General features: G+C 64.2%; 15 protein-coding genes. 7 read left to right on the top strand and 8 right to left on the bottom strand.

Translation table 11 applies throughout. The features are described from left to right. The first annotated feature begins 410 nt into the window (after positions 1-410). Entirely contained in the window at positions 411-1,586 is a 1,176-nt protein-coding gene (locus FRC96_RS05490; protein ID WP_146973503.1) for a serine/threonine-protein kinase, read from the top strand. Between the two features lie 12 nt (positions 1,587-1,598). On the opposite strand, the gene FRC96_RS05485 is transcribed toward FRC96_RS05490, so the two are convergent. From FRC96_RS05485 to fumC, 6 genes are all read right to left on the bottom strand, one after another. Further along, on the bottom strand, positions 1,599-4,217 hold the full coding sequence (locus tag FRC96_RS05485) for an ATP-dependent Clp protease ATP-binding subunit (protein ID WP_146973502.1): 2,619 nt from the start codon (positions 4,215-4,217) through the stop codon (positions 1,599-1,601). Positions 4,218-4,405: 188 nt separating this feature from the next. Next, positions 4,406-5,446: a diphosphomevalonate decarboxylase gene (gene mvaD / locus FRC96_RS05480; RefSeq protein ID WP_230469909.1), complete on the bottom strand. Its 1,041-nt coding sequence runs from the start codon at positions 5,444-5,446 to the stop codon at positions 4,406-4,408. An 8-nt stretch (positions 5,447-5,454) separates the two neighbouring features. Continuing rightward, positions 5,455-6,372, bottom strand: coding sequence for a mevalonate kinase (gene mvk / locus FRC96_RS05475; RefSeq protein WP_230469911.1), 918 nt, complete (start codon positions 6,370-6,372; stop codon positions 5,455-5,457). Then, positions 6,372-6,995 carry a macro domain-containing protein gene (locus tag FRC96_RS05470; protein ID WP_230469908.1) on the bottom strand — a complete coding sequence of 208 codons (624 nt, stop codon included), beginning with the start codon at positions 6,993-6,995 and terminating at the stop codon, positions 6,372-6,374. The genes mvk and FRC96_RS05470 overlap by 1 nt, the downstream gene beginning before the upstream one ends. Before the next feature lie 242 nt (positions 6,996-7,237). Further along, positions 7,238-7,837, bottom strand: a complete 600-nt coding sequence (aat, locus tag FRC96_RS05465; RefSeq protein ID WP_146973514.1) for a leucyl/phenylalanyl-tRNA--protein transferase — start codon at positions 7,835-7,837, stop codon at positions 7,238-7,240. 163 nt (positions 7,838-8,000) lie between these two features. Next, positions 8,001-9,398 carry a class II fumarate hydratase gene (gene fumC / locus FRC96_RS05460; protein WP_146973499.1) on the bottom strand — a complete coding sequence of 466 codons (1,398 nt, stop codon included), beginning with the start codon at positions 9,396-9,398 and terminating at the stop codon, positions 8,001-8,003. 191 nt (positions 9,399-9,589) lie between these two features. On the opposite strand from fumC, the gene FRC96_RS05455 reads away from it, so the two are divergent. From FRC96_RS05455 to FRC96_RS05445, 3 genes are all read left to right on the top strand, one after another. Then, entirely contained in the window at positions 9,590-10,132 is a 543-nt protein-coding gene (locus tag FRC96_RS05455) for a hypothetical protein (protein WP_146973498.1), read from the top strand. Next, a complete protein-coding gene (gene nth / locus FRC96_RS05450) occupies positions 10,129-10,782 on the top strand; it encodes an endonuclease III (protein ID WP_146973497.1) in 654 nt (217 codons plus the stop codon). The genes FRC96_RS05455 and nth overlap by 4 nt, the downstream gene beginning before the upstream one ends. 327 nt (positions 10,783-11,109) lie before the next feature. Then, on the top strand, positions 11,110-14,307 hold the full coding sequence (locus FRC96_RS05445; RefSeq protein WP_230469907.1) for a tandem-95 repeat protein: 3,198 nt from the start codon (positions 11,110-11,112) through the stop codon (positions 14,305-14,307). Positions 14,308-14,924: 617 nt separating this feature from the next. On the opposite strand, the gene FRC96_RS05440 is transcribed toward FRC96_RS05445, so the two are convergent. Beyond that, positions 14,925-16,697 carry a hypothetical protein gene (locus FRC96_RS05440; RefSeq protein ID WP_146973495.1) on the bottom strand — a complete coding sequence of 591 codons (1,773 nt, stop codon included), beginning with the start codon at positions 16,695-16,697 and terminating at the stop codon, positions 14,925-14,927. Positions 16,698-16,791: 94 nt separating this feature from the next. Further along, a complete protein-coding gene (locus FRC96_RS05435; protein WP_230469906.1) occupies positions 16,792-18,855 on the bottom strand; it encodes an LTA synthase family protein in 2,064 nt (687 codons plus the stop codon). 552 nt (positions 18,856-19,407) lie between these two features. Here FRC96_RS05435 and FRC96_RS05430 point away from each other — a divergent pair. The 3 genes from FRC96_RS05430 (at position 19,408) to FRC96_RS05420 (ending at position 22,921) form a co-directional block, all read left to right on the top strand. Next, positions 19,408-21,003: a hypothetical protein gene (locus FRC96_RS05430; protein WP_146973493.1), complete on the top strand. Its 1,596-nt coding sequence runs from the start codon at positions 19,408-19,410 to the stop codon at positions 21,001-21,003. Positions 21,004-21,198: 195 nt separating this feature from the next. Further along, positions 21,199-21,606, top strand: coding sequence for a hypothetical protein (locus FRC96_RS05425; protein WP_146973492.1), 408 nt, complete (start codon positions 21,199-21,201; stop codon positions 21,604-21,606). Continuing rightward, positions 21,596-22,921 (top strand): radical SAM/SPASM domain-containing protein, encoded by a 1,326-nt coding sequence (locus FRC96_RS05420; protein WP_230469905.1) that lies wholly within the window; start codon positions 21,596-21,598, stop codon positions 22,919-22,921. Before FRC96_RS05425 ends, FRC96_RS05420 begins: the two co-directional genes overlap by 11 nt. The last annotated feature ends 462 nt before the right edge of the window (positions 22,922-23,383 follow it).

Raw genomic sequence — 23,383 nt, 5'->3', positions numbered from 1 at the left:
TGGAGGGTAAGGCGATGGGCTGTTGCAAAATACCATGCAGGGGGTGGGGTCGAGGCGATGGGCTGTTGCAAAATACCACGCAGGGGGTGGGGTCGAGGCGATGCACTGTGCCAACGTGTCACGCTCGGCACACCCCGAGGCGACCCTCGATGCCTTTTGCCCGGCGAATAACGGATTTTGAGTGATGGATTGTGCCAACCTGTCACGGTGAGGTGGTGGATGAGCTGCGTTGATACGCGACATGCGGGTTTCAGTCGGGCAGCGAGCACCGCCGCTCAGCCACCACACCGCACGCCCACCTGCGTCGCCTCGCCGCTTGGCGGTTGCCTCCTGCGCCCGGGAGAGTATGGTCGCGGCCTCATCACGCGCCGCATCATGCGGCGACCGGCATCATCAGCGAGAACACGACCATGGACGACGCCTCCACCCTCATCGACATCCACAACCAGCCCACCGGGTACAAGGCGCTCGCGATGCGCGAGGAGCGCGACGAGCTGCAGGTGGTCGCCATCGCCCGGGAGGGCGCCGACCAGGGAGCGGGGTGCGACTACCTGGGTCTGGCGCTGAGCTACGATGAGGCTCGCCTGGACGACGTGGCCTACGTGGCCACGCGCCGGGAGCAGCTTACGCACCTGACCGATTACCTCGACGCGCTCTCCGATGGCGGGGTGGTCGCGCGTAAGATCGATCTTCTGGAGATTCTAGAAGGGCCGGGCGGGGTGGGAGAGCCGCTTCTGGTGATCGAGCGATGCCAGGGGCCCACGCTCTTTGAGGCCGTGCAGACGCGCTGGCCCGAGGGCATGCCCGCCGGGCTCGCGCTCAAGATCATGGCGCAGCTCGGCGATCTGCTCATCGCCACCCATCAGGCCGGCTACTACTGGCGCGACTTCGATCCGCGACGTTTTGTGCTGGGGCCCGACGACACGCTGCGCGCCCAGCTCCCGGGCTGTGTGGTGAGCAAGGGCGTTAAGCTCAAGCCCTGGCAGCTCAACACCCACCCGGCCTACACCGCCCCGGAGGTTCGCGAGGAGACCTCGGGCACGATGCTGCGCGCCGCCGCCGACATCTACGGCGCCGGCGCACTGATGAGCTTTTTGCTCAGTGGCGAGGAGCCCCGTGCCCGGGTGGAGAGCCCGCTGAGCTTTACGGCGTACGAGCGCATCGAGGCGCTTAAGATGCCCGGCGTCACGCTCTTGCTGGCGCGTACGCTGCAGCCCCTGGCCAAGAAGCGTTTCGGGCGAGCGGAGATCTTTCGGCGTTACCTGAGCCTCGATGATCTTCCCAGCCGCGAAGACAAGGGCTTTGGGATGGTGATGCTGCCGGCGCCCTGGCTGGGGCTGGAGATGGAGAACCCGGAAAAGAATCGATCGCTCAAGAGCCACCTCTCGCAGGGGCCGCTGATCAGCGTGGCGCGCGAGGAGCCCGCAGAAACAAGCGAGCCCTCGGCGTTAGCCGAGGGCTCTGCGGTGCGTCGCGCTGAGGAGCGGGCCGAGGAGGTCCGCTCCGGGCTGGGCTGGCCCTGGGTGGCGGTGATCATCGTGCTGATCGTCGCCGCGCTGGCATACCTCACCCTGGGCACCCCCTGATAAGGGTGGGGCTTAACCGGCGTCGCGCTCACCCTTTTTAAAGACCAGAGATTCCCCGTCTTCGGCGACCTCCACAACCACGTGGTCGCCGGCGATGAACTTGCCTTCGAGCACCTCCACGGCCAGCGGGTCCTGGATGAAGTTGCCGATGGCGCGCTTAAGCGGGCGCGCGCCGTACTCGGGCTCAAAGCCTTCTTCGGCCAGAAAGTCTTTGGCGGCGTCGCTGATCTCGATGGTCATGCGCTGCTCGGCCAGCATCTTGCGAAGACGCTTCTTCTGAATGTCGACGATGAGGCGGATGGCCTCTTTGTCGAGGGCCTGGAAGACGATCGGCGCGTCGAGGCGGTTGAGGAATTCAGGGCGGAAGTGGTCGCGCAGGATCTCCTGCACCGCGTCGGTCATCTCTTCGCCGGAGGCCTTGCCGCTCAAATCCATGATCTCGCGGCTGCCCACGTTGGAGGTGAGGATCACCAGCGTGTTGGTAAAGTCGACGCGGCGACCCTGACTGTCGGTCAGGCGCCCCTCGTCCATCAGCTGCAGGAGCAGGTTGAAGACGTCAGGGTGGGCTTTTTCGGCCTCGTCAAAGAGCACGACGCTGTAGGGTTTCAGGCGTACGGCCTCGGTAAGCACGCCGCCCTGTTCGCTGCCCACGTAGCCGCGGGCCGAGCCGATGAGCGTGTTGACCTTGGACTGCTCCATGTACTCGGACATGTCGATGCGGACGATGGCGTCTTCGCTGTCGAAGAGAAACTCCGAGAGGGCCTTGGCGAGTTCGGTTTTGCCGACGCCGGTGGGGCCCACAAACATGAAGTTGCCGATGGGGCGGTTGCGGTCCTGAAGGCCCGCGCGCGAGCGCCAGATGGCGCTGCAGATGGTCTCAATGGCCGAATCTTGCCCGACCACACGCTGGCGCAGGCGATCGGGCATGTTGAGCAGCTTCTCGCGCTCCGACTCCAGCATCTTGCTCACCGGAATGCCCGTCCAATCCGCGATCACTTCGCCGATGTCGTTGGCGTCGACGTAATCTTTGAGCAGGCGCTCTTCTTTGTGCAGCTCGCTCATGCGGGCCTGGGCCGCCTCCAGCTTTTGCTTGAGTTTGGGCAGCACGCTGTAGCGGATCTCGGCCGCGCGCCCCAGCTCGCCAGCGCGCTGGGCCTCCTGAGAGGTCTTCTCGGTGGCCTCAAGTTCCTCTTTGATGGAGGTGATCTCATCCAGCACCACCTTCTCCGTCTCCCAGCGCACGCGCTGGCGAGCGGCCTCTTCGCGCAGGCTCTCGATGCGATTTTCAAGCTCGGTGCGCTCTTCGACCGTCTCGGGGTTGGTGGACTCGGCGATGGTCTGGCGCTCCATCTCGAGCGCGTGCATGCGGCGCTCCAGAGCGTCGAGCTCGGTGGGTTTGCTGTCGATCTCCAGACGCAGGCGGCTGGCGGCCTCATCGATGGCGTCGATGGCTTTGTCGGGCAGGTAGCGATCCTGCACATAACGCGCGGTCATCTGGGCGGCGGCCACCAGCGCGCTGTCGTCGATCTGCACGCCGTGGTGAATCTCAAAGCCCTGCTTGATGCCGCGTAGGATCGAGACGCAGCCATCGGTGGAGACCTCCTCCACGTGGATCGATTGAAAGCGGCGCTCCAGCGCGGCGTCGGCTTCCACATGCTGGCGGTACTCTTCGACGGTGCTGGTGCCGATGACGCTCAGCTCGCCACGCGCCAGCGCGGGCTTGAGCATGTTGGAGGCGTTCATTGAGCTGTCTTTGCCGCCGGCGCCCACCAGCTGATGCAGCTCATCGATGAAGAGGATGATGCGCCCCTGGCTGTTCACCACCTCCTGCACCACGGTCTTGATGCGCTCTTCAAACTGACCGCGCAGGCTGGTGCCGGCGACCAGCGCGCCCAGATCCAGGCGCATCAGGCGTCGTCCGGCGAGTCCGGTGGGAACGTCGCCGGCGACCAGGCGCTGGGCCAGGGCGTTAACGATCGAGGTCTTGCCCACGCCCGGGTGTCCGAGCAGCACCGGGTTATTCTTGGTGCGGCGGGTGAGCACCTGCATCACGCGCCGGATCTCGGCGTCGCGGCCGATGACCGGGTCGAGCTCGCCGCGCTCAGCCATGCCGGTGATGTCCTGGGCGTACTTGCCAAGAATCTCGGAGACGGGGCCTTCGGCGCTGGTGATTTTCTGGCCGCCGCGCGCCTTCTTGACCGCTTCCTCCAGCTTCTCGGCGCTCGCTCCGGCCTCACGAAGTTGTTTGCCGGCGTAGCTTGAGGTGCGGCGCGCAAAGGCAATCAGCAGATGCTCGCTGCTGGTGAACTGATCGCCCAGGGCGTTGGCCAGCTCCCCGCCTTCCTGGAGCGCGGTGAGCAGATCTTTGCTGATAAAGGGCTGCTCCTGGTTTCGGTAGGTCTTGGGCAGGAGCTCCAGCTCCTCGATGAGCTTTCGGCCCAGGGCTTTGGGGTTGGCGCCCAGGTTCTCCAACAGGCTTGTGGCCACCGAGTCGTCCTGCTCGAGCATCGCCAGAAGCGTATGCTCCACCTCCACATGATCGTGGCGAAGCGTCCTGGCGAGGCCCTGGGCGCGCTCCAGCGCTTTGCGGGCTTTTTGAGTGAAGCGAGACAGGTCGAATTTCTGGGGCATCGTAAGGCTCGGGGCGACAGGTACATCCAGTCCACAACGCTCGCCAGAATGGCGAGTCGCACAACAGATAAGGCACGTTCAGGTGGCGGCAATCTGACCCTCGCCGCCGGCCGGTGTCAACCGGGGGCCGGCTCCCCTTTATTGCGTCGCCGAGCGATTGGGGGGCGTCGAACGCCCGGCCGGTCGACTCAGGCGTTGACGGCGTCGGCCGCGACCAGCGCGGCGCCCTCGCCGGGGCGCGCGACGATCAGGTCGGTGACGCCGCCGATTTGTCCCAGCACGGAGCGAACCGCTGAGAGTTCGCGGGCCGGGCAGAAGACTTTGACGTGGGGGCCGGCGTCGATCGTAAAGAAGACCTGCAGCCCGTCGCGGCGCGCGCGCCGCACCCGGTGAATCAGCTCCAGGGTGGTGGGGTTCCAGTAGATGACGCCCGGGTCGGCGGCCATCGCGCTGGCGTGCATGCCCAGACAGGATCGCTCGGCCACGCGCCCCAGCGCCTGAAAGTCGCGGGCGTGGATGGCGGCGGTGGCCTCGGTGATGTCGCCGGCCACGGTGTTGGCCCAGGGTTTGAAGAGCGGCGAGCTCTCCTGGGTGCGTAGCATGCCCTCGGTGGAGCTGACGTCTTTTTCGCCCTGGGTGGTCACGGCCACCACGCAGCGCAGATCCCAGTGTTCCGGCCCGGCGATGGGCACCGCAAAGGCGTCGTGGCCATCTTTGCGGCTGCCGCGGCGCATCTCGGCAAAGCCGCCGTAGATCGAGCGCGCCGCCGAGCCCGAGCCGCGCCGGGCCAGCGCCGAGAGCTGCTCATCGAGAAGATGCAACCCGGCCGCCGAGGTGGCTGCCAGCGCCAGCGCCGCAAAACCCGAGGCCGACGAGGCCAGCCCGGCGGCGGTGGGGAAGTCGTTGGCCGTCTCCACCTCGGCAAAATAGTCGTGGTTCGACTCGTGGCGCACCAGCCGAATGAAATCGACGACCCGCTGGTAGGCGCGGCTGCCCTGGCGCAGCTCTTTGCCGTCGAGGATGACGATGTCGCGGTTGATGTCGTCGCGAAAACGCACCCGCGTTGTGGTGGAGAGGCCTCCCAGGGTCAGTGAGAGGCTCCCGGCGACCGGCAGGTTGAGCTCGGTGTCGCGTTTGCCCCAGTACTTGACCAGCGCGATGTTGGGGTGGGCAAAGGCCGTCGCCTCCATCGGAGGTGTGGAGGTGTTGTAAGGGGGGAAGGCAAACATGATGTCCTTTAGCTCTCGAGGGTGAAGGTGTAGACGGGCCAGCCGCGCACCTCCCAGCCCTCCCGTATCGCCCGGGTTGTGGCCTCATCGGGGCCCAGCGCCACGACACACCCGCCGCCGCCGGCGCCGGTGAGCTTTACGCCCAGCGCTCCGGCCTCCCGCGCCAGGTGGCAGGCCTCGTCGATGGCCGGGATCGAGACACCCAGCGCAGCGAGTAACCCCTGGTTGACGTTCATAAGTTCCCCGGCCGCCGAAAGATCGCCGGCCTCCAGCGCCTCGCGCCCCTCGGCGGCCACCTGGCCGATGGCCTCGAAGACGGCCGCCGTCGAGCGGCGGCGCTCGGCCAGCGCGCTCACGCCGGCCACCATCTCGGCGGTGGAGGCCGAAGGGGCCACCTGGGCCACCACCAGCCGGAGCGTCGGGGTGCGCACCGACTCGAGGGTGGGGGGGCCTCCGGCCGCGTCACGCCTGAACGCAAACACCCCGCCGCCGAGCGCCGCGCTCTGATCGATGCCCGAGGCTCTGCCATGAAAGAGACCCTCGGCAAAGCTCACCGCCTCCTCGACGGTCTGCGCATCCTTGCGCCCCGAGAGTTTCTGGGCGGCGCGGGCCAGGGCCACCGCCAGCGCCGCCGAGCTTCCCATCCCCGCCCCCACCGGGACCTCCAGGCGCACAAAGCCGTCGAGCTCTTCGAGCTGGAGCCCGAAGCGCGCCACAATGCCGCGCGCGGCCTCCAGCACCTTGCCCTCGGCCTCAAAGCTCCCGGCGGGATGATCGACGCGAAACGACTCCGAGCGCCCGTGGCGCACACACGCCACCGCGCCCAGCGGCAGCCCGCAGGCCACCGCCGCATAGCCGTGCACCACGGCGTGCTCCCCGAAGAGGATCAGCTTGCCTCGTCCGCGCCCCTCAGCCACATAGCCCATCAACCAAAGATTCCGCGCGCAAAGCCCGACTCGCTGATCTCCAGGTCGATCGACTCCGGAAGCTCATCGACGTGTTGCTCGGCGTACGCGCTGCCGGCCTCATACTCCTCGCCACTGAAGAGGCAGAGGTAGACCTGGCGCACGTGTTTGAGGCGCGGGAGCTCCTCGGCGGTGATGCGCCAGAAGATCTCCATGAACTCTTCCAACGTGATGCCGCCCATCTGCAGGCCGATCGCCGGAAACGCCAGCTCCTTGAGCTCCAGCTCGTCGGCCAGGTCGTAGGCGTTGAGGATGGCGTTGGACACCAGGCGCGCGTTGATCTTTTTGGCGCCCACGATCGAGACGTGGATCAGGCGCTTGACCGGAAGCTGTCCGGCCTCGGTGTCGACGGCGCGGCCCGGCTCCAGGCGGTTGTTGCGCAGCCCGCTGCGCGTCATATGCAGCGTCTGCTGCATAAAGGGCCCGCCGCGGCGCGCGATCGCGTTGCTCACGGTGTTGTCGCTGTTGCCGCCGCTGTTGAGGATCAGCCCGGTGTTCGACGGGTTGACCAGCGCCCCCTCGGGCATCGAGATCAGCGTGATGTCACCCTGGGTGACGATGAGATGGCGTTTGGAATCTTCCATAAAGGTGTCCTGCATGGGGTCAGTCAGTGTGCGATTTTGGGATCGAACAAAAAGGTGGGGCTGGCCCACCGACGCGGGCGGCCAAACGCCCTTTCTAGGTGATTGAGGCCGGGGCAGCAAGGCGGCGCGGGTGCCCGGGAGTGGATGTCCCGACCTGATGCTGCTCGTATGTGCGGCTGGTGCGCCAACCTAAGCGCATCTGGCCAGAGGCAAGCAAACCGTCGGCCCGACATGCCCCGCCCTCAATCAAAGGTGCAGTCGAGCTTGAGCGCCTCGACCAGCCGCGCTTCATAGTCTTCGCGGGGGATCTCAATCACCCCCAGCCGCTCCAGGTGCGAGGTCTGAAACTGCACATCGAGCAGGCTAAACCCCCGAGCGTTGAGCCGCTCCACCAGGTGCACAAGGCAGATCTTCGAGGCGTCGGTCGCCCGGTGAAACATCGACTCCCCGGCAAAAAGCCCGCCCAGCGCCACGCCATACAGGCCGCCCACAAGCCGCTCACCCTCCCAGGCTTCGACCGAGTGGGCAAAGCCCAGCCGGTGCAGCTCGGTGTAGACCTCCTTGATACCCTCCGAGATCCACGTCTGCGGCTGGCCGGGCCGCGGCTCCGCGCAGGCTTCGATGACACCCTCAAAATCCGTGTTGAAACGAACCTCAAAGGGTTTCTTACGCAGAGTCTGCCGAAAACGCCGGGAGATTCGCATGCCATTGAGCGGCAAAATCGCGCGCGGATCGGGCGCGTACCAGTAGATGCGCCCCTCCTCCTCGGGATGCGCCATCGGGAAAATCCCCTGGGCGTAGGCCGAGAGCAAAAGCTGTGCGGAGGGGCGCGTGACATCCATAGTGTCACCCGAATTATTCATAGGTCGCCTGCTGCGGTTCGTCAGTGCATCAATCCCTTCTTCTCACGCCTCGACGATGCTTTTAGCATCGCCTGCGGGGCTCGAATTCGGGCTTGAAGCGCTGACTTTACCTCGCGACGGCGTCTTATGAATAGTTCGGGTGTTATGCCTTCGCCTTCGGATGCGTCATCGCTCTGGGGTTGATCGCCTTATCGAACTCCTCGCCGCTCAAATACCCGAGCTCGGTGATCGCCTGGCGCAGCGTGGTTTTTTCTTTATACGCCTTCTTGGCGACCTCGGCGGCCTTGTCGTAGCCGATGACCGGGTTGAGCGCGGTCACGAGCATCAGGCAGCGCTCCAGGTAGTCGGCGATCTGCTCGCGGTCCGGTTCAATGCCCACCACGCAGTTGTCGGTAAAGGAGTGCATCGCGTCGGTGAGCAGGCGCGTCGACTCCAGCACGTTATGCACGAGCATCGGCTTGTAGACGTTGAGCTCAAAGTTGCCGTTGGCCGCGGCGAAGCCCACCGCCGCGTCGTTCCCAAACACGTGCGCACAGACCATCGTCATGGCTTCGGACTGGGTCGGGTTCACCTTGCCCGGCATGATCGAAGACCCGGGCTCGTTGCTCGGCAGAATCAGCTCGCCGAACCCGCAGCGCGGGCCGCTTCCCATCCAGCGGATGTCGTTGGCGATCTTGTTGAGCGAGGTCGCCAGCGTCTTGAGCGCGCCGTGGGCCTCCACGATCGCCTCTTTGCCGGCGAGCAGCGCGAATTTGTTGGGCGCCGGCTTAAAGGCGTAGCCGCTCATGGCGGCCAGGGCGTCGCAGACCGCCTTATCGTAACCCTCGACCGTGTTCAGGCCGCTTCCCACCGCGGTGCCGCCGATGGCCAGCTCCACCAGAAGCTCCAGCGACTGGCGGATGGCGCGCTCGGCGTAGGTGAGCTGCGCGGAGTAGCCCGAGAACTCCTGACCGAGGGTCAGCGGCGTGGCGTCCATCAGGTGGGTGCGGCCGACTTTGACGATGTCGGCAAAGGCTTCGGCCTTGGCGTCGAGCGCGTCGCGAAGGTGGGCGAGCGCCGGAAGCAGCGCGCTCTCAAACTGGTCGACGATCGCCACGGCGCTGGCCGTGGGGAAGCTGTCGTTGGTCGACTGGCTCTTGTTCACATCATCGTTCGGGTGAATCGGGCTCTTCGAGCCCAACTCGCCGCCGAGCATCTCGATGGCGCGGTTCGCGATGACCTCGTTGGTGTTCATGTTGGTCTGCGTGCCGCTTCCGGTCTGCCAGACCACCAGCGGGAAGTGCTCGTCGAGCTTGCCGTCGATGACCTCCTGGGCGGCGGCCTGAATCGCCTTTTTCTTCTCTTCGCTCAAAATCCCCAGGCCACAGTTGGCCTCGGCGGTGGCGTGCTTGACCATGCCCAGCGCCTTGATCATGGGGCGGGGCATGCGGTGGCCGCCGATCTTGAAATTCTGGATGGAGCGCTGGGTCTGCGCGCCCCAGTAGGCGTCGGAGGGCACTTCCACCGCGCCCATCGAGTCGTATTCGGTGCGAGTCGACATCTTTTTGATCCTTTTGGGTTGAGCGTTTTGAAGCCATACATCGGTCGTTTTGGCGCCTGCATTATGGGGTTCAGCGCGTCAAACTCAAGCCGTGAGATGCGCGCCAGGTCCATCAGCCCGAACCTTTTAGGCGGTGGTCACCGTGGCCGGCGTGGCCATAATGTGCTCAGAGGCCCGCGCACGAGACATCTATGAGCGACGATGCAGTTAAGGACCGGGGGAGACGGGGCAAGCCCACCACCGGGGCCGAAGATCCCACCGATGCGGCGATGCGCCGCCTTCAGGCGGAGCTGGAGGAGCGCCCGCTGCGCCACACCCAGCTCCGGCCGCTCCCCTCCTCCACACTCGACGCGCAGTCGCCCGAGAGCACCGATGAGGAGCCGCGGCGCCCGCGGCGTTTTCGTTACTTCGATCGCGAAAAGGGCGCGGCGCTGGCCGTGCTCAGCTACTGCTCGGTGCTCTTCGGCGTACCCTTTTTTATCGTGCCGCTCGTACTGCGCAACAACCCCTTCAGCCTGCACCACGCCAAAGCCGCCGGCGCCATCTACCTTCTGTGTTACGCCTTTGTGCTCCTGGCCACGCTCAACTGCGCGCTCTTCTTGCCGCTGGCGCTGCTGGCTTATATCCCTGCCCTGATTGGTATTTACCGCGCCTCGGCCGGCGTCGAAGCCGGCCAGGCCGCGCTCGGCCCTCTGGGTGAGCGACTCTTTCGTTTCATTGAGGTTAAGAAGTGACCAAGACGTTGCGTAGTAAGAAGGCGAAAAAAGCCCGCGCCGAGACCATCGGCCAGATCCTCGACGAGCTCTACCCCACCACGCCGGTGCCCCTCGATCATAAAGACGCCTACACGCTGCTCGTCGCCGTGCTGCTCTCGGCCCAGTGCACCGACAAACGCGTCAACATGGTCACGCCCGATTTGTTCGCGCTGGCCGACAACCCCCATGACATGGCGCGCCTCCCGGTCGAGACCATCCAGCACGCCATCCGCTCCTGCGGGCTCGCGCCGACCAAAGCCAAGAACATCCTCAAGCTCTCGCATCTGCTCGTCGATGAGTTCGATGGCGAGGTGCCCGGCACGCTGAAAGAACTCACGAAGTTGCCGGGGGTGGGGCGCAAAACGGCCCAGGTCGTGCTCTCGCAGTGGTTCGACGTTCCCTCCTTCCCCGTCGACACCCACATCCACCGCCTGGCCGAGCGCTGGGGCTTAAGCAAAGCCAAAAACGTCCGCCAGACCGAGGACGACCTGCGCGAGCTCTTTGACGAGTCCACCTGGAACGCTCGCCATCTGCAGATCATCTTCTACGGCCGCGAATACTGCCCGGCGCGGGGCCACGATCTGGAGACGTGTGTGATCTGCGGGAAGATTGAGGCCGGGGAGCTTTAAACCGGAGATTTGGGTGGGGGCGGCCGGTGTCGGAGGCCTCTTTTATGATAGGGCGCTTCGCACAACCCACCCGCGCCGCAGGGGCGGGTCTTGTGCCCGCCCAGAACTCCGGGGCTGGGCCTTGTCTCTTTAACTATTCGATAGCTTTCGGTAGTAAATAGGTTCTCTTGTCGTCCCGATTGTGAAGAGTCTATGCCGCCTTGGGTGCCCCACCGGTGCACTTGGAGCCGGCCGGCCGCCTCCGCGACGCTGGCCCGGCAGCGCTCGATACGCTCGCTATTTAGCCCCCTCCTTAAGCCCCGCCAATCCCACGCAAAGAGTCCATTCATGAACAATTCCGTCGTACCGGAGCGCCGCAAAGCATCCGCTCCTCGCCAGGCCCTGGGGCTCATGTGTCTCCTGCTCATCATGATGCTTGTTCCGACCCTGGCCAGCGCGCAGTCCGTTTTGCTGATCTACGATACGCAGGGCGCCTGCACGCCGGCGCTTCGCACGGCGCTGGAAGATGCCGGCTATGACGTGACGCTCTCGGATGCCCCGGAGACGCAATGGGACGGCACTAACCCCTCCCTGGATGCGTTTGACGTCGCCGTCCACCTCAACGGTATGACCTATTCTAATGCGATGCCCCTGGCTGGCCAAAATGCGCTGGTCGCTCACGTTCAAAACGGCGGCGGCTTTGTTGCGAGCGAGTGGAACGCCTACGAAGTCGGTAACCTGCAGGCGATGCGCGATCTGATCCTTCTGGAGCGCACCGGTGGCTCCGAAGGCCCTCATAGCTACGTGGAGGTGGCAGCGCAAAGCGCCCACCCCATCTTAGCAAACATCCCCGCGAGCTTTAGCTTCGAGGGCGCGCGCAACCAGGGCCCGGCTCGCACCTTTGCTCAGAACCCCTCGCTGGTCTTGATGACCGATAGCGTCGGCAACCCCGCCGTGCTCGTGCGCGAATTCGGCCAGGGTCGCATCGTCAACTTCAACCATGCCGGGAACTACGACGTTGGCACGTCGTACCACACCCTCTGCAATGCCGACATTCAGCAGCTCTACATCGACAGCGTCGCCTGGGCCGTCACGGTTCGTGCCGACAACCAGTCCGTCTCCACCGAAGAAGACGTCGCCCTCGACGTCACGCTTAGCGGGTCCAGCCAAGGGGGGCTGCCACTGACCTTCCGCGTCACCGAGTTCCCCGCCCACGGAACGCTCACAGGCGTCAACACCAACACTGGCGAGGTCACCTCCAACCCGGTGACCTACTCGCCGGACGCAGACTTCAACGGGCAGGACGCCTTTGCCTTCGAAGCCAGCGACGGAGAGTTCACAGGCTCTGCGACGGTCGCCATCGCCGTGACTCCGGTCAATGACGCGCCCGTCGCCACGGATGACGACTTCAGCGTCGACGAGGACAGCGCCGATCCCCTCAATGTGCTCATCAACGATACCGACATCGATAGTGCGACACTCAGCGTGAGCGCCGTGACCCAGCCCACCCATGGCACGGTCACCATCAACACGGAGTCCACGATCACTTACGCCCCGGACCCGAATTTCAACGGCAGCGACACCTTTACCTACACGGTCAGCGACGGCGAATTCACCGACACGGCCACGGTCGATATCACCGTGAATCCCGTCAACGATGCGCCCGTCGCCACAGACGACGTACTCAGCGTCGATGAAGACGACGTGGCTTCGCTCGACGTGCTCATCAACGACACGGACATCGATAACGCCACTCTCAGCGTGGCCAGTGTCGCGCAGCCCACCAACGGCGCGGCTCTCCTCAACACCGACGGCACCATCAGCTACGCGCCGGACGCGAACTTCGACGGCAGCGACGCCTTCAGCTACACGGTCACCGACGGTCAGCTCACCGACACGGCCACGGTCAATGTCACGGTAAACCCGGTCAACGACGCGCCTGAGTTCATCGCGCCTACCCCCGACGACGCCGCCACGATTGCCGCTGTCGAAGGTCAGCTCGTCAGCTTCCAGCTTGCCGCCGCGGATATCGACAGCACCGAGCTGAGCTACGCCGTCTCGCCAGCACTCGCCGGGGCAAACTTCGATAGCGAAACTGGCGCGTTCAGCTGGACGCCGAGCTGGCAAGGTGTGCCGATGCTCACCCTGGAAGTCAGCGATGGCGAGCTCAGTACGACCCGTCAGATCGCGATCGATGTGACCTTCACCGACGTCGACCAGGACGGCCTGCCCGACACCTGGGAGCTGTCCGTCGGCCTCGATGCGACCACCGCCGACTCCGACGGCGACTTCATCTCTGACTTCGATGAGGTCGGCGGTGACTTGCAGAACCCGCGCGACACCGACGAGGACGAGACCATCGACGCGCTCGATGAGGATTCCGACAACGATGGGATGCTCGACAGCGACGAAGCCGGCGACGAAGACCTCACCACGGCGCCCGTCGATACCGACGACGACGGCACCCCCGACTACCGCGACACCGACAGCGACGACGACAGCGTTCTCGACGCCGAGGACAATTGCCCCATCGTCGAAAACCTCGACCAGGCTGATCTCGACCAGGACGGGCAGGGCGACGTCTGCGACGAAGATATCGACGGCGACGGCCTGCCCAACGCCCTCGAAGAGGAATTCGAGCTCGATCCGCGTAACCCCGACACCGACGGCGACTTCATCGCCGATGGCGAGGAGTTCGGCGATGACTGGGAGAACCCGATCGATACGGACGAAGACGAGACCATCGACGCGCTCGATGAGGACTCCGACGCCGACGGCCTGCTCGACAGCGACGAGGCCGGCGACGAGGACCTCGCCACGCCGCCGATCGACACCGACGAAGACGGCACCCCCGACTACCGCGATACCGACAGTGACGACGACACCATCGCCGACGCTGACGATAACTGCCCCCTGGTCGAAAACACCGACCAGCTCGATACCGACAGCAACGGCATTGGCGACGCCTGCGATCATGACGCCGACGGCGATGATGTGCAGGATGACGTCGATAACTGCCCCCTTGTCGAGAACGCCGACCAGGCTGACCTCGACGAAGACGGCACCGGCGACGCCTGCGACTCCGACATCGACGGTGACGACGTTGAAAACGACGCTGACAACTGCCCGCTCATCGAGAACGCCGACCAGGCTGACCTCGACGAAGACGGCTTCGGCGACGCCTGCGACCCCGACATCGACGGCGACGAGGTCGAGAACGACGCCGACAACTGCCCCCTTATCGAGAACGCCGACCAGGCCGACCTCGACGAAGACGACATCGGCGACGCCTGCGACACCGATATCGACGGCGACGGCGTTGAGAACGATGCCGACAACTGCCCGCTTATCGAGAACGCCAACCAGGCCGACGGCAACGACAACGGCATCGGCGATGCCTGCGATGAGGACCTCGGCGAGGTCTCCGGTGGCGGCGGTGGCTGCGGCTGCTCCGCGAGCTCGGGCCCCTCGAACTCCGCGAGCCTGCTCCTGCTCCTGGTGGGCATGTTGGCCCTGCGCCGGCGCCGCCGCTCCATGGCCGCATAAGCGGAGCCGGATCAGTTAGGCCTGCGTGTTGACCGCACGCGTTTAAAAAGCCCGGGAGCTTTGCTCCCGGGCTTTTTCGTTTATACCCCCTGTGGATGTGCCCCCAGCAGCGCTCCCGGCGGTGCGCGACCGGCGAACTCTGAGCACCGGCGCGTGGAAAAGGGGTCGGGAGCGGCCGCGAAGGGGGTGAGGCTCGTCGAAATCGGTGATCGACCCATTTTGATGAGCCACACCGTGACAGAATGGCACATGTCGACCGGTTTCGGGGGAGGTCACCGTAGTAAAACACCACATAGAACCCGGTTTTGGGGGAGGTGAGTGTGACAGGATGTCACGGTTGGACCGGTTTTTAGGAAGGTCACCTGGCTCGGAAATGGGTCGGGGACCGATGTCGGAGGGAGGTCGACGCGGATTTTGGGGGTGGGGAACCGGTTTTGGGGGAGGTGACCTGGCCTGGAGAAGAGGCGCATATCCACGTGCGGCGCGTTTGCAAACCCCACCCATGTCGTAGTGGCGAGTCGTGTGCCCGCCCGGAACTCCGAGCGCCGAACCTATCAATAAAAAACCCCGACTCGCTGTGGCGAGTCGGGGTTTTTTGCAGGTAGCGCGGAATGCGCTTAATCGACCGGCACCAACTGGTAACCTTCCAGGCGGCTCGCGGCTTTGTCGCCCGGGCACGACGACACGAAGATGCGGTCATCCACGCGCAATGGCGAGGTGTAGCGCTGGCCGCGGCCGGCCAGGTCGGCGTCAAAAAGCGATTCCCCGGTGAGCGGATCGAGGGCAATCAACCGACCTGTCGAGCCCGGATCGCCGACTTCAACTAGCCAGGCGACGGGATCGCCACCTTCTTCAATCGGCGCGGCCACGACGCGCCCCGGATGCTCGCGGAAGCGCGTGATCGCCGAGGGGTCGTCGAAGCTCGGGAACTCCCAGCGACGCTCAAAACGCGGGCCATCTTCCGTTTCGATGAGGTTGAGCGCCACCACGCCCGCGGCGTGGGTACGGTCGGGCATAAACGTGGGGATGAGCACCATCGGGCCCTCCTCGCCATCCATCACCAGGGGTTGGGTCACGGCCATGCCCGCCCAGGTCTTACGGCACTCGTCGTCCTCGGTGCCGCAGAGATCGACGAGCTTGTGGCGGTCATGCATCGTGCCCATATGGTCGGCATCGACCATGTAGGCGTGGCCATCCTTGGTGGGGTACACCAGCACGGCATCCTCGCCAACTTCGACGCGCACAGGCGTGCTGCCGCCGATGTAATCCATCTCCTGCCAGCATTCGAAAAGCGTCATGTCGTCGGGGCAGCGACCGTCAGCAGGGCGCGGCGGGTTCTGGCCTTCGAGCAGGCGCGGGATGAAGAGATCCTGGCAGCTCTCGACGCAGGCCAGCGAGGGGTCGTCGGGGTTGAAGTCGGCACACGCCTCGGCGTCGCACATCGGGTTAAAGTCGAGGCCCGGGCCCAGGCGCATCAGGGTGTTGGCGTAGTCGTTGCGCGCCAGGTCGAGCTGGCCGTTGCCGGTTCCCACGATCAGGTGGTAGCCGCCTCCCTCTTCCTCGACGAGCAGCGGACCGGTCGGAGCCCACATACCCCCGCCGCAGCGGCGGTCGCGCGAGCCAGAGGTTCCTTCAGGCCCACAGTTCTCATCGGGCTCCGGCGTGGAGTTGAACACCGCGCTGATGGCGGCGTCGGGGCCCTGGTCGGCCCAGGTGTCCAGGTCGATCTCAAAGGCCCAACCATGCCAGGGCTGAATGTCGCGGGTGTTGCCCAGGGTGACGTAGGCGCGGCCCAGGGTGGCGTCGGCCGAACGGCCAATCACCACATCGCTGCGGCTGAGCGCCCGATCGGGCCGGAAGCTCACGGTGGCGTCATCATTGGCGGGAAGCGTCGCCTCCAGCTCCACCGGCTCAAAGCCTTCGTCCAGCCCGCGCGCCATCAGGTCGACCACCACCACACGGTGGCTCAAGCGCTGCACGTTGGCGTCGTAGGGCGCTTCATGATCGGCAGGCACCGTGTGGTAGGCCACGACGAGACGTGAGTCGTCGAGCCAGGCGGGCTGCGCCAGCGCAAACACACCTTCTCCTTCGGGGGCCGGCAACGCCACCGACCACTCGACGGCACCTGTTTCGGGATGGTGCGCAGCGAGCTCGCCGTTTCCAACCATCGCGATGACCCAGTCCTGCTCGCCATCGTTGAAGTGCATGGGTGAGGCGAAGACGCAGAACTCAAACTCCTGGCCGGGGTTTGCGTCCGTGGGGAAGACGCGCTCCAGGCGAAGCTCCTCATGCTCGGTGATGGGGGCGGGTGTGGGGTCGTCGTCGCCCTCGCAGCCCATGGTGATCAATAAGGTGCCGAGCGCCGCCAATGCCCAGGTATTCAACTTCATAAAAGCCTCGTAGGGAGGGGGAGTGCAGGTGTGGGAAGTCACGGGGCTTCTGCTAGCAAGCGCGCAGGTGCGATGCAAGGGGACGGCGCACCCGTCAGCGCTCGACCGGCAAGGTGATGAGGGTAGCGCGCTTATCGTCGGTGATGGGCACATCACCGCTCACCTCCACTCGACCTTTCTTACGGTGGTAGATGCCGATGCGCAGATTGAACTCGCCATCCTTCCAGTGTCCGGGCACCACGAAGGAGTGCTGATCGACGACGAGATCCCCGGGCTTCCATACCTGCAACGGATACAAACCGCTGGCGGTGACATGGTCGAGGAATTTCGTGCGGCCCGGCCCTTCGGCGTGCACAAAGAGTCCCCAGCCTTCTGGGATCTCCGAGAGGGCCTCAAACACATACGTAAAGGTGACGTTTTCCCCCGGTCGCATCACATCCGTGGAGACGTCGAAACCACGGATGCGCGCAAAGTCACCTAACTTCACGTTCACCTGATTGGCGATAGGGGGAAGCTCGTCGTAAACGACTTTGTCGAGCAATATCGCGTTCTCGTGTTCATGCCAGGCGTTAACCGAGGCGCGCCACGTGACTAACTCCCTAACGCGGACATGATTATCGTCATGAAGGTTAATCACGGAACGCTCTTCGAGGGGGTCGTCGTTGAGGTTGAAGCGCTCATCGGGCTGAGTGCCGAAGTGATGGATGTATTTGTCATCGCCTCGGATGCTGGCCATGCAGCGGCGCTCGTACCAGCACTGAGCAAACACCGCGCGGTTTTCGGGAATCTCGCGAATATCAAACCCGGGAAACCGTTTTGAGAGGTCGAAACCGAGCAGATTGACCAGGGTTGGCAAAAGGTCAATATGACTTATTGGTTCTTCTATGCGACCTGCGAGTTCGAGGTTGTGGGGAGCGTAGAGCATCATTGGGACGCGCACGCCTTCTTCGTAGATGACGTTGTCATGCTGGCGGCGGCCATGCTCCCCAAAGCCCTCCCCATGGTCGCCGACGACCACAAAGAGGGTGTCGTCATAAAGACCCAGCTCTTTGTATTGTTTTATGATGTTGTCCACAAAGTGATCCACGTAGCGTACGGCGTTATGGTACTTGTTGAGCTCTTTATCTGCGTCGAACTTGTGTTTTCCATAACGATCCGGAATCACGTAGTGATGGTGGGGTGTCAGCGTCAGATAGGTCGTGAAGGTAGGGCTGTCTAAATTGCGACGAAGCCAGGACTCGCTTGGAGCAAGCATGACGTCGTCTTCATAGCCAAAGTAGTTCGCCTTTCCGAAGCCGCGGGTGCTCATTTCATCAACCGGTAAAAAATAATCGTAGCCCATATTGTCGATGAGTTGGCGTCGGCCCTCGAAATGCTCGGTGGCCGACTGAAAGAAGGCTGTTGCATATCCCTGATCGCGGAGTAAGTCGGCTAGACAGGGGGCGGGAATAGCGCCCGGAAAGGCCTCGGTGATCGGCATATTGAGTTGGGGTTCAATGCCGCAAAGCATTGCGACGAGCGCCTTGGAGGTATGCGGGACCACCGCATAAGCGCGCTCGGCCACCAGGCTCTTCTCGGCCAGCTCTGCAAGGAAGGGCGTTGTGTTGAGCTCCGGGTTGTAGACTGAGGTGGAGCGGGCGCGAGTAGATTCCAGAATGATGAATGCGAGATGTCTGGGGGCATCACCCTTGGCGGAGTTTGCAAGCGTGAGCGAGGCCTGGGTGAGGTCGGGGCGCTCAATGATGGCGACGTCCTCATCACTCCCGAGGTCGAGCGCGCTCAGCCCCAGGTTTACCACCGAGGCCCGCGCAAAGGGGGCGTAGGGCTCAGCGAGCGGCGGGGTGCAGGCCAGCGCGATGAGAAAGGCTGCGCTGGCGAACATCGCCGGGGCAGCAAGCGCGCCCGGGCTGGTGTCGCTCGCCAGGGGGGCATTGGGGGAAAAGCGCGGGCCCAGCAGCACCGGTCCCAGAGCAAAAAATCCCAGAGCGATGAAGAGGCCTCCCAGGGTCCAGATGGGCACCTCGCTAGAGATGACGTTCCAAGTCTCGCTGAAGTTTTGCAGCGAGAACATGAAGAGCGAGGCATCCAGAGTGGAGCCGGTGGAGAGGTAAAAATGGTTCGCGATGATGTCAACGCCCGCCACGAGCGCAGCGACCACCGAGAGTCCCGCGCTCACGCCAGCCCGCGCCCGGCTGTTTTTTATCCAACCCAGTAGCGAGACACCGACCAACGCGAACCCCAGCCCAAAGAGCAGCTCGGATTTAAAGAGATCCACCGCCCCGAGCATGCCCTCAACCTGGCCGCGCGCGGCGACGCGGGCGAGCTTGAGGACCAGCAAGAGAAGGAGCAGGGGAAGCGCGGTGAAGAGTAAAAAGCGCAGCCCGGCGGGGTCGAGATAGCGTTGAAGTCGTCGCAGCATGGAGCAGATCGTGGCGCGGGAGATGGGATAAAGATGTGGCGAGCACGTACCACGCAGGTTTAGCCCTAATGCCGACCAAATTCCAGCATCCTTGGGGACGTTAGGGGGTAAGGGGAGGAGGGCATGCGCCCCAGGTTGGCCGTGCGCGAGATGGGTTATCCGAGCGGCCGTACCCTGGGGCTGGCACATGGAAGTGATGTCACCCACCGGTGTATTGGGCCGTCTTGCATCACCCCCTCGCTACCACTACGCTCCCGCCCTTCGCAGCCGGAGATACCCCGAGGAGATGAAGTGAGCGACGCGAAATCCCCGACGACACCACCTGCCAGCACGTCGGATCGACGCCCGTGGATCATGATCGCGTTGGTGCTCTTATGCATGGGCTACGCCTGGCTCTTCCTCGACGTCAGCGCTCCGAACGAGCGCACGCGCATCTACCTGACCTGGGCTATGCTGCACGAAGGCACGCTGGCCATCGACGTGCCGATGGAGCGTTTCGGCCGCGTCTTTGATCTCGCAGCGTTCGAGGGTCAGCATTTTACGGATAAGGCGCCCGGGCTGAGCTTTCTGGCGCTGCCGGTCTACGCCATCGCGATGCTCTTCGGGGCGGGCGACTGGGAGTTTGAGTCGCTTCTGATGCTCTTTCGCCTGGGCGTGATGTTGCCGCTGGCGGCGTTGGGGATGGTGGCGCTCCGAGGGATTCTGCAGCGGCTGCAGGTTTCGCCGGGAAGCATCGAACTTGCGACCGTAGCGTGGATGCTGGGGAGCGCGGCCTTTCATTACGCCGGCGCGTTTTTTGGTCACCACGCCGTGGCCGTGGCGCTGCTGGTGGCGCTCTGGCAGCTTGAGATTCTTCAGGGGGGGGGGACAGAGAGCGGTGTATCGAAGCCGGGAGGTGGGATGCTGGCCTTTGGCGCGGGGCTTGCCGCCGGAGTGGCCGGGCTCATCGAGTTTCAGGCCGGGGTGGCCTGCCTGCTTCTCTCCGCCTACGTGGTCTTTGAGCCTCGCCTGAGGCGATGGCCCATCTGGCTGGGGTTCGGTCTGGGCGCGCTCGGTCCGCTCATCCTACTGCTCGTTTATAACAACGCGGCCTTCGGGGGCCCGCTGGAGCTCTCCTACCACCACCTGGTCAACGACCATCTCAACGATCTGCACACGCAGGGTGTGGGCGGGGTGACACTCCCGAAGTGGGAGTACTTTTCGGGCATCGCGCTGAGCATGCACCGCGGGCTTCTGCCATCGTCACCCTGGGTGCTGCTGGCAATCCCCGGCGCGGTCGCACTTTTTCGCCGTCGCCCGGCACTTTCGCTGCTGCTCAGCGCGACCGCGCTCGCTTATCTTGCGGTCGTCTCCAGCGCCAACATGTGGTTTGCGGGCTGGGGTTTTGGTCCGCGCCTGCTGGTGCCTTCGCTGGGCGCCTGGGCGATCTTGAGCGCGGTGGGGTTTGCTGTGTGCCGCCGCCATGTTGGCGGGCGAATTCTGACGCTCACGCTTGTGGCGTGGGGCGTCATCTACTGTCAGCTTGTGGCGGCCACGATGCCGGAGTTGCCCCCCAAATTTAAGAATCCTCTGCCCGACATCGTCGTGCCGCTCCTGCGCGAGGGCTTTATGAGCGAGAACGTGCTCTCACTTTCGCTCGGCACCGCCTCGATGTGGACGATGTTTCCCATTTTCATCGCGCTACTCGCCGCGATGCTGATGGCGGCCCGTTGCTGGCAGCAGGAGCTTGTTTGGCAGAAGGCGCTGGCCACCACCACACTCGCCATCGTCATCGCGGCGGGGAGTGCCTGGGGCGTGAGCCAGATGAAGCCCGGCGTGAGCAAAAACGATCAGCAAAAGTTCGTTCGCCTCGTCGAGCGCTGGCGCGATGCGGGCATGGACTCCTGACGCGGAAGCCTCCGTCACAACCCTGTGCTGCCCCTCAAATAAAACATTTGCTTTTGCCCTCTACCCCTTTCTAGGGTCCTCCCATCGCAACGCACCGGTGACCCCGAGCGGGTGGGGTTACGCCTCGCGTCGGTCGTGGGGACCGACCACCTCGATCTCTGATGTTCACTGAATTCTTTTTGGAGGAGCGCCACCATGAACGAAAAACTGACGATTCTGGCCACCTGTCCTTCGTGCATGTCGCACGTGCGCGTGGAGCGCGACGCCCCTGAGGCCGAGTGCCCCTTCTGCGCCACCACCTTTGGACCGCAAGCGTCGCGTCAGTCGCGTGGCACGGTCGCGCGTCTGGCACAACGGTCCACCGGGATTGCTGCGGCGTCCGCGCTCAGCCTCACCCTTCTCGGGGCCTGCGGCGGCGAAGATATTGAGGATCCCTCGCCGGACGTCGAGCAGCAAGACGTTGACCAGGAAGACGTCGGCGACGCCGGCGATACATGGGATACCCCAGACGATAATGTCGCTCAGGATGTCTACGGTGCTCCGCTGGGTGAGGAGATTGCGGATGTCGAGGAAGATGTCAGTGAGATCGACGATGGGGAGTGAAGTCCAGCAGGTCCGGCGACCGACTCGCGCGGTCACCCCCGAAGATCTGGAGCGCGGCACCCCCCTCTACTGCGTCTGGGAGATCACGCTCGCCTGCGACCTTGGGTGCCGACACTGTGGCTCGCGCGCCGGCAAAGCGCGTCCCGACGAGCTCAGCACCAAGGAGTGCCTGGAGGTCGTCGACCAGCTCGCGAAGCTCGGCATTCGCGAGGTCACGCTGATCGGCGGTGAAGCCTATTTGCGGGAGGACTGGCCCGAGATTGCGGCGGAGATCACCCGCCAGGGCATGGTCTGCAGCATGACCACCGGCGGTCGTGATTTGAGCGCGGAGCGGGTGGAGCAGGCCGTGGCGTCGGGCATCAAGCTCATCTCGGTGTCGCTCGACGGGCTGCAGCAGACCCACGACGCGTTGCGGGGTCGAAAGGGCGCCTTTGAGAGCGCGCTGGCGTCGGCCAAACGCATCGCCGACTCACCGATTCGCCTGGGCGCCAACACCCAGATCAATCGCCTCTCCTTACCGGAGCTCCCGGCGCTTGTGGATGTGCTGGTGGAACTCGGCATCAACGCCTGGCAGATTCAGCTCACCGTGCCGATGGGGCGCGCCGCCGACCGCCCCGAGCTTCTGCTGCAACCCTACGACTTGCTGGAGGTCTTTCCGCTGTTGGCCTACCTCAAGTCCACCAAACTCACACCCAATGGCATCGGGCTCTATCCGGGAAACAACATCGGGTATTTCGGGCCCTACGAGCAGCTGCTGCGCTTTCGCGGCGAGGAGGGCGTGCATTGGAGCGGCTGCTCGGCGGGCAAGTGGTCGATTGGACTGGAGGCGGACGGCAAGATCAAGGGCTGCCCCTCGCTTCCCACCCAGCATTATACCGGCGCCAATGTACGCGACCTGAGCATCGCCGAGACGGTCGCGACCACGCCGGAGCTCAAGTACCTGCGCGAGCGCACCGTCGAAGACCTCTGGGGCTACTGTCGCACCTGCTACTACGCGGCGGAGTGCAAGGCGGGCTGCTCCTGGACCTCGCATAGCCTGCTGGGCAAGACCGGCAACAACCCCTACTGCATCCACCGCGCCATGGACTTTGAGCGCCGCGGCCAGCGCGAGCGGGTCGTGAAGGTGGAGGGCGCCAGCGGCAAGCCCTTCGATACGGGACGCTTCGAGATCGTGGTCGAAGACCTCGAGGAGCGCGCCCCGCTGGAGCTGCGCACCATCCTGGGACGCAGCCAGGAGGAGGTCGCCTCGCTGAAGGGGGATGCTCCGAGTATCTGGAGTCTGGAGCATATTCGGGAGGCGCTCAAAAGCAGTTGAGCGCTTCTTGGATATCCAACCCCTCAAATCCCCGATCGCCCAGTCTTTATGCGCTTCGACGCCTCTGTTTTAAAATGAAACAGGTGTGTCGGAGCGCCCGACGCCTCTCTTTCAAATTGAAAGAGGGGTATCGGAGCGCCCGACGTGCGATCCGCCGGTTAAAAGAGTCGTGTCGTCCGCCCCCGGGCCTTTTGTTCAGATTGAAACTGGCGAGTCGTTCGGTCCGACGCGTCATGTTCGGATTGAAAGCGGCGTATCGTTGGCTCCGACGCCTCATATTCGGATTGAAAGCGGCGTACCGTTTGCTCCGACGCGCCTGTTTCAAGTGGGGAGCGACGCGTCGTTCGGTCCGACGGGCCAGTTTCAAGTGGGGAGAGGCGTGTCGTTCGGTCCGATGGACCAGTTTCAAGTGGGGAGAGGCGTGTCGTTCGGTCCGACGCGGCAGTTTCAAGTGGGGAGAGG

It is taken from the genome of Lujinxingia vulgaris, from assembly GCF_007997005.1.
Taxonomy (GTDB): domain Bacteria; phylum Myxococcota_A; class Bradymonadia; order Bradymonadales; family Bradymonadaceae; genus Lujinxingia.
The sequence above is the reverse complement of the archived record's forward strand: the minus strand, read 5'-3'. Positions and strand labels throughout refer to the sequence as shown.

Coding starts and splice junctions, on each gene's coding strand:
- FRC96_RS05490 (WP_146973503.1), top strand. CDS start 411: ATGGACGACGCCTCCACCCTCATCGACATCCACAACCAGCCCACCGGG.
- FRC96_RS05485 (WP_146973502.1), bottom strand. CDS start 4,217: ATGCCCCAGAAATTCGACCTGTCTCGCTTCACTCAAAAAGCCCGCAAA.
- mvaD (WP_230469909.1), bottom strand. CDS start 5,446: ATGTTTGCCTTCCCCCCTTACAACACCTCCACACCTCCGATGGAGGCG.
- mvk (WP_230469911.1), bottom strand. CDS start 6,372: ATGGGCTATGTGGCTGAGGGGCGCGGACGAGGCAAGCTGATCCTCTTC.
- FRC96_RS05470 (WP_230469908.1), bottom strand. CDS start 6,995: ATGGAAGATTCCAAACGCCATCTCATCGTCACCCAGGGTGACATCACG.
- aat (WP_146973514.1), bottom strand. CDS start 7,837: ATGGATGTCACGCGCCCCTCCGCACAGCTTTTGCTCTCGGCCTACGCC.
- fumC (WP_146973499.1), bottom strand. CDS start 9,398: ATGTCGACTCGCACCGAATACGACTCGATGGGCGCGGTGGAAGTGCCC.
- FRC96_RS05455 (WP_146973498.1), top strand. CDS start 9,590: ATGAGCGACGATGCAGTTAAGGACCGGGGGAGACGGGGCAAGCCCACC.
- FRC96_RS05445 (WP_230469907.1), top strand. CDS start 11,110: ATGAACAATTCCGTCGTACCGGAGCGCCGCAAAGCATCCGCTCCTCGC.
- FRC96_RS05440 (WP_146973495.1), bottom strand. CDS start 16,697: ATGAAGTTGAATACCTGGGCATTGGCGGCGCTCGGCACCTTATTGATC.
- FRC96_RS05425 (WP_146973492.1), top strand. CDS start 21,199: ATGAACGAAAAACTGACGATTCTGGCCACCTGTCCTTCGTGCATGTCG.
- FRC96_RS05420 (WP_230469905.1), top strand. CDS start 21,596: ATGGGGAGTGAAGTCCAGCAGGTCCGGCGACCGACTCGCGCGGTCACC.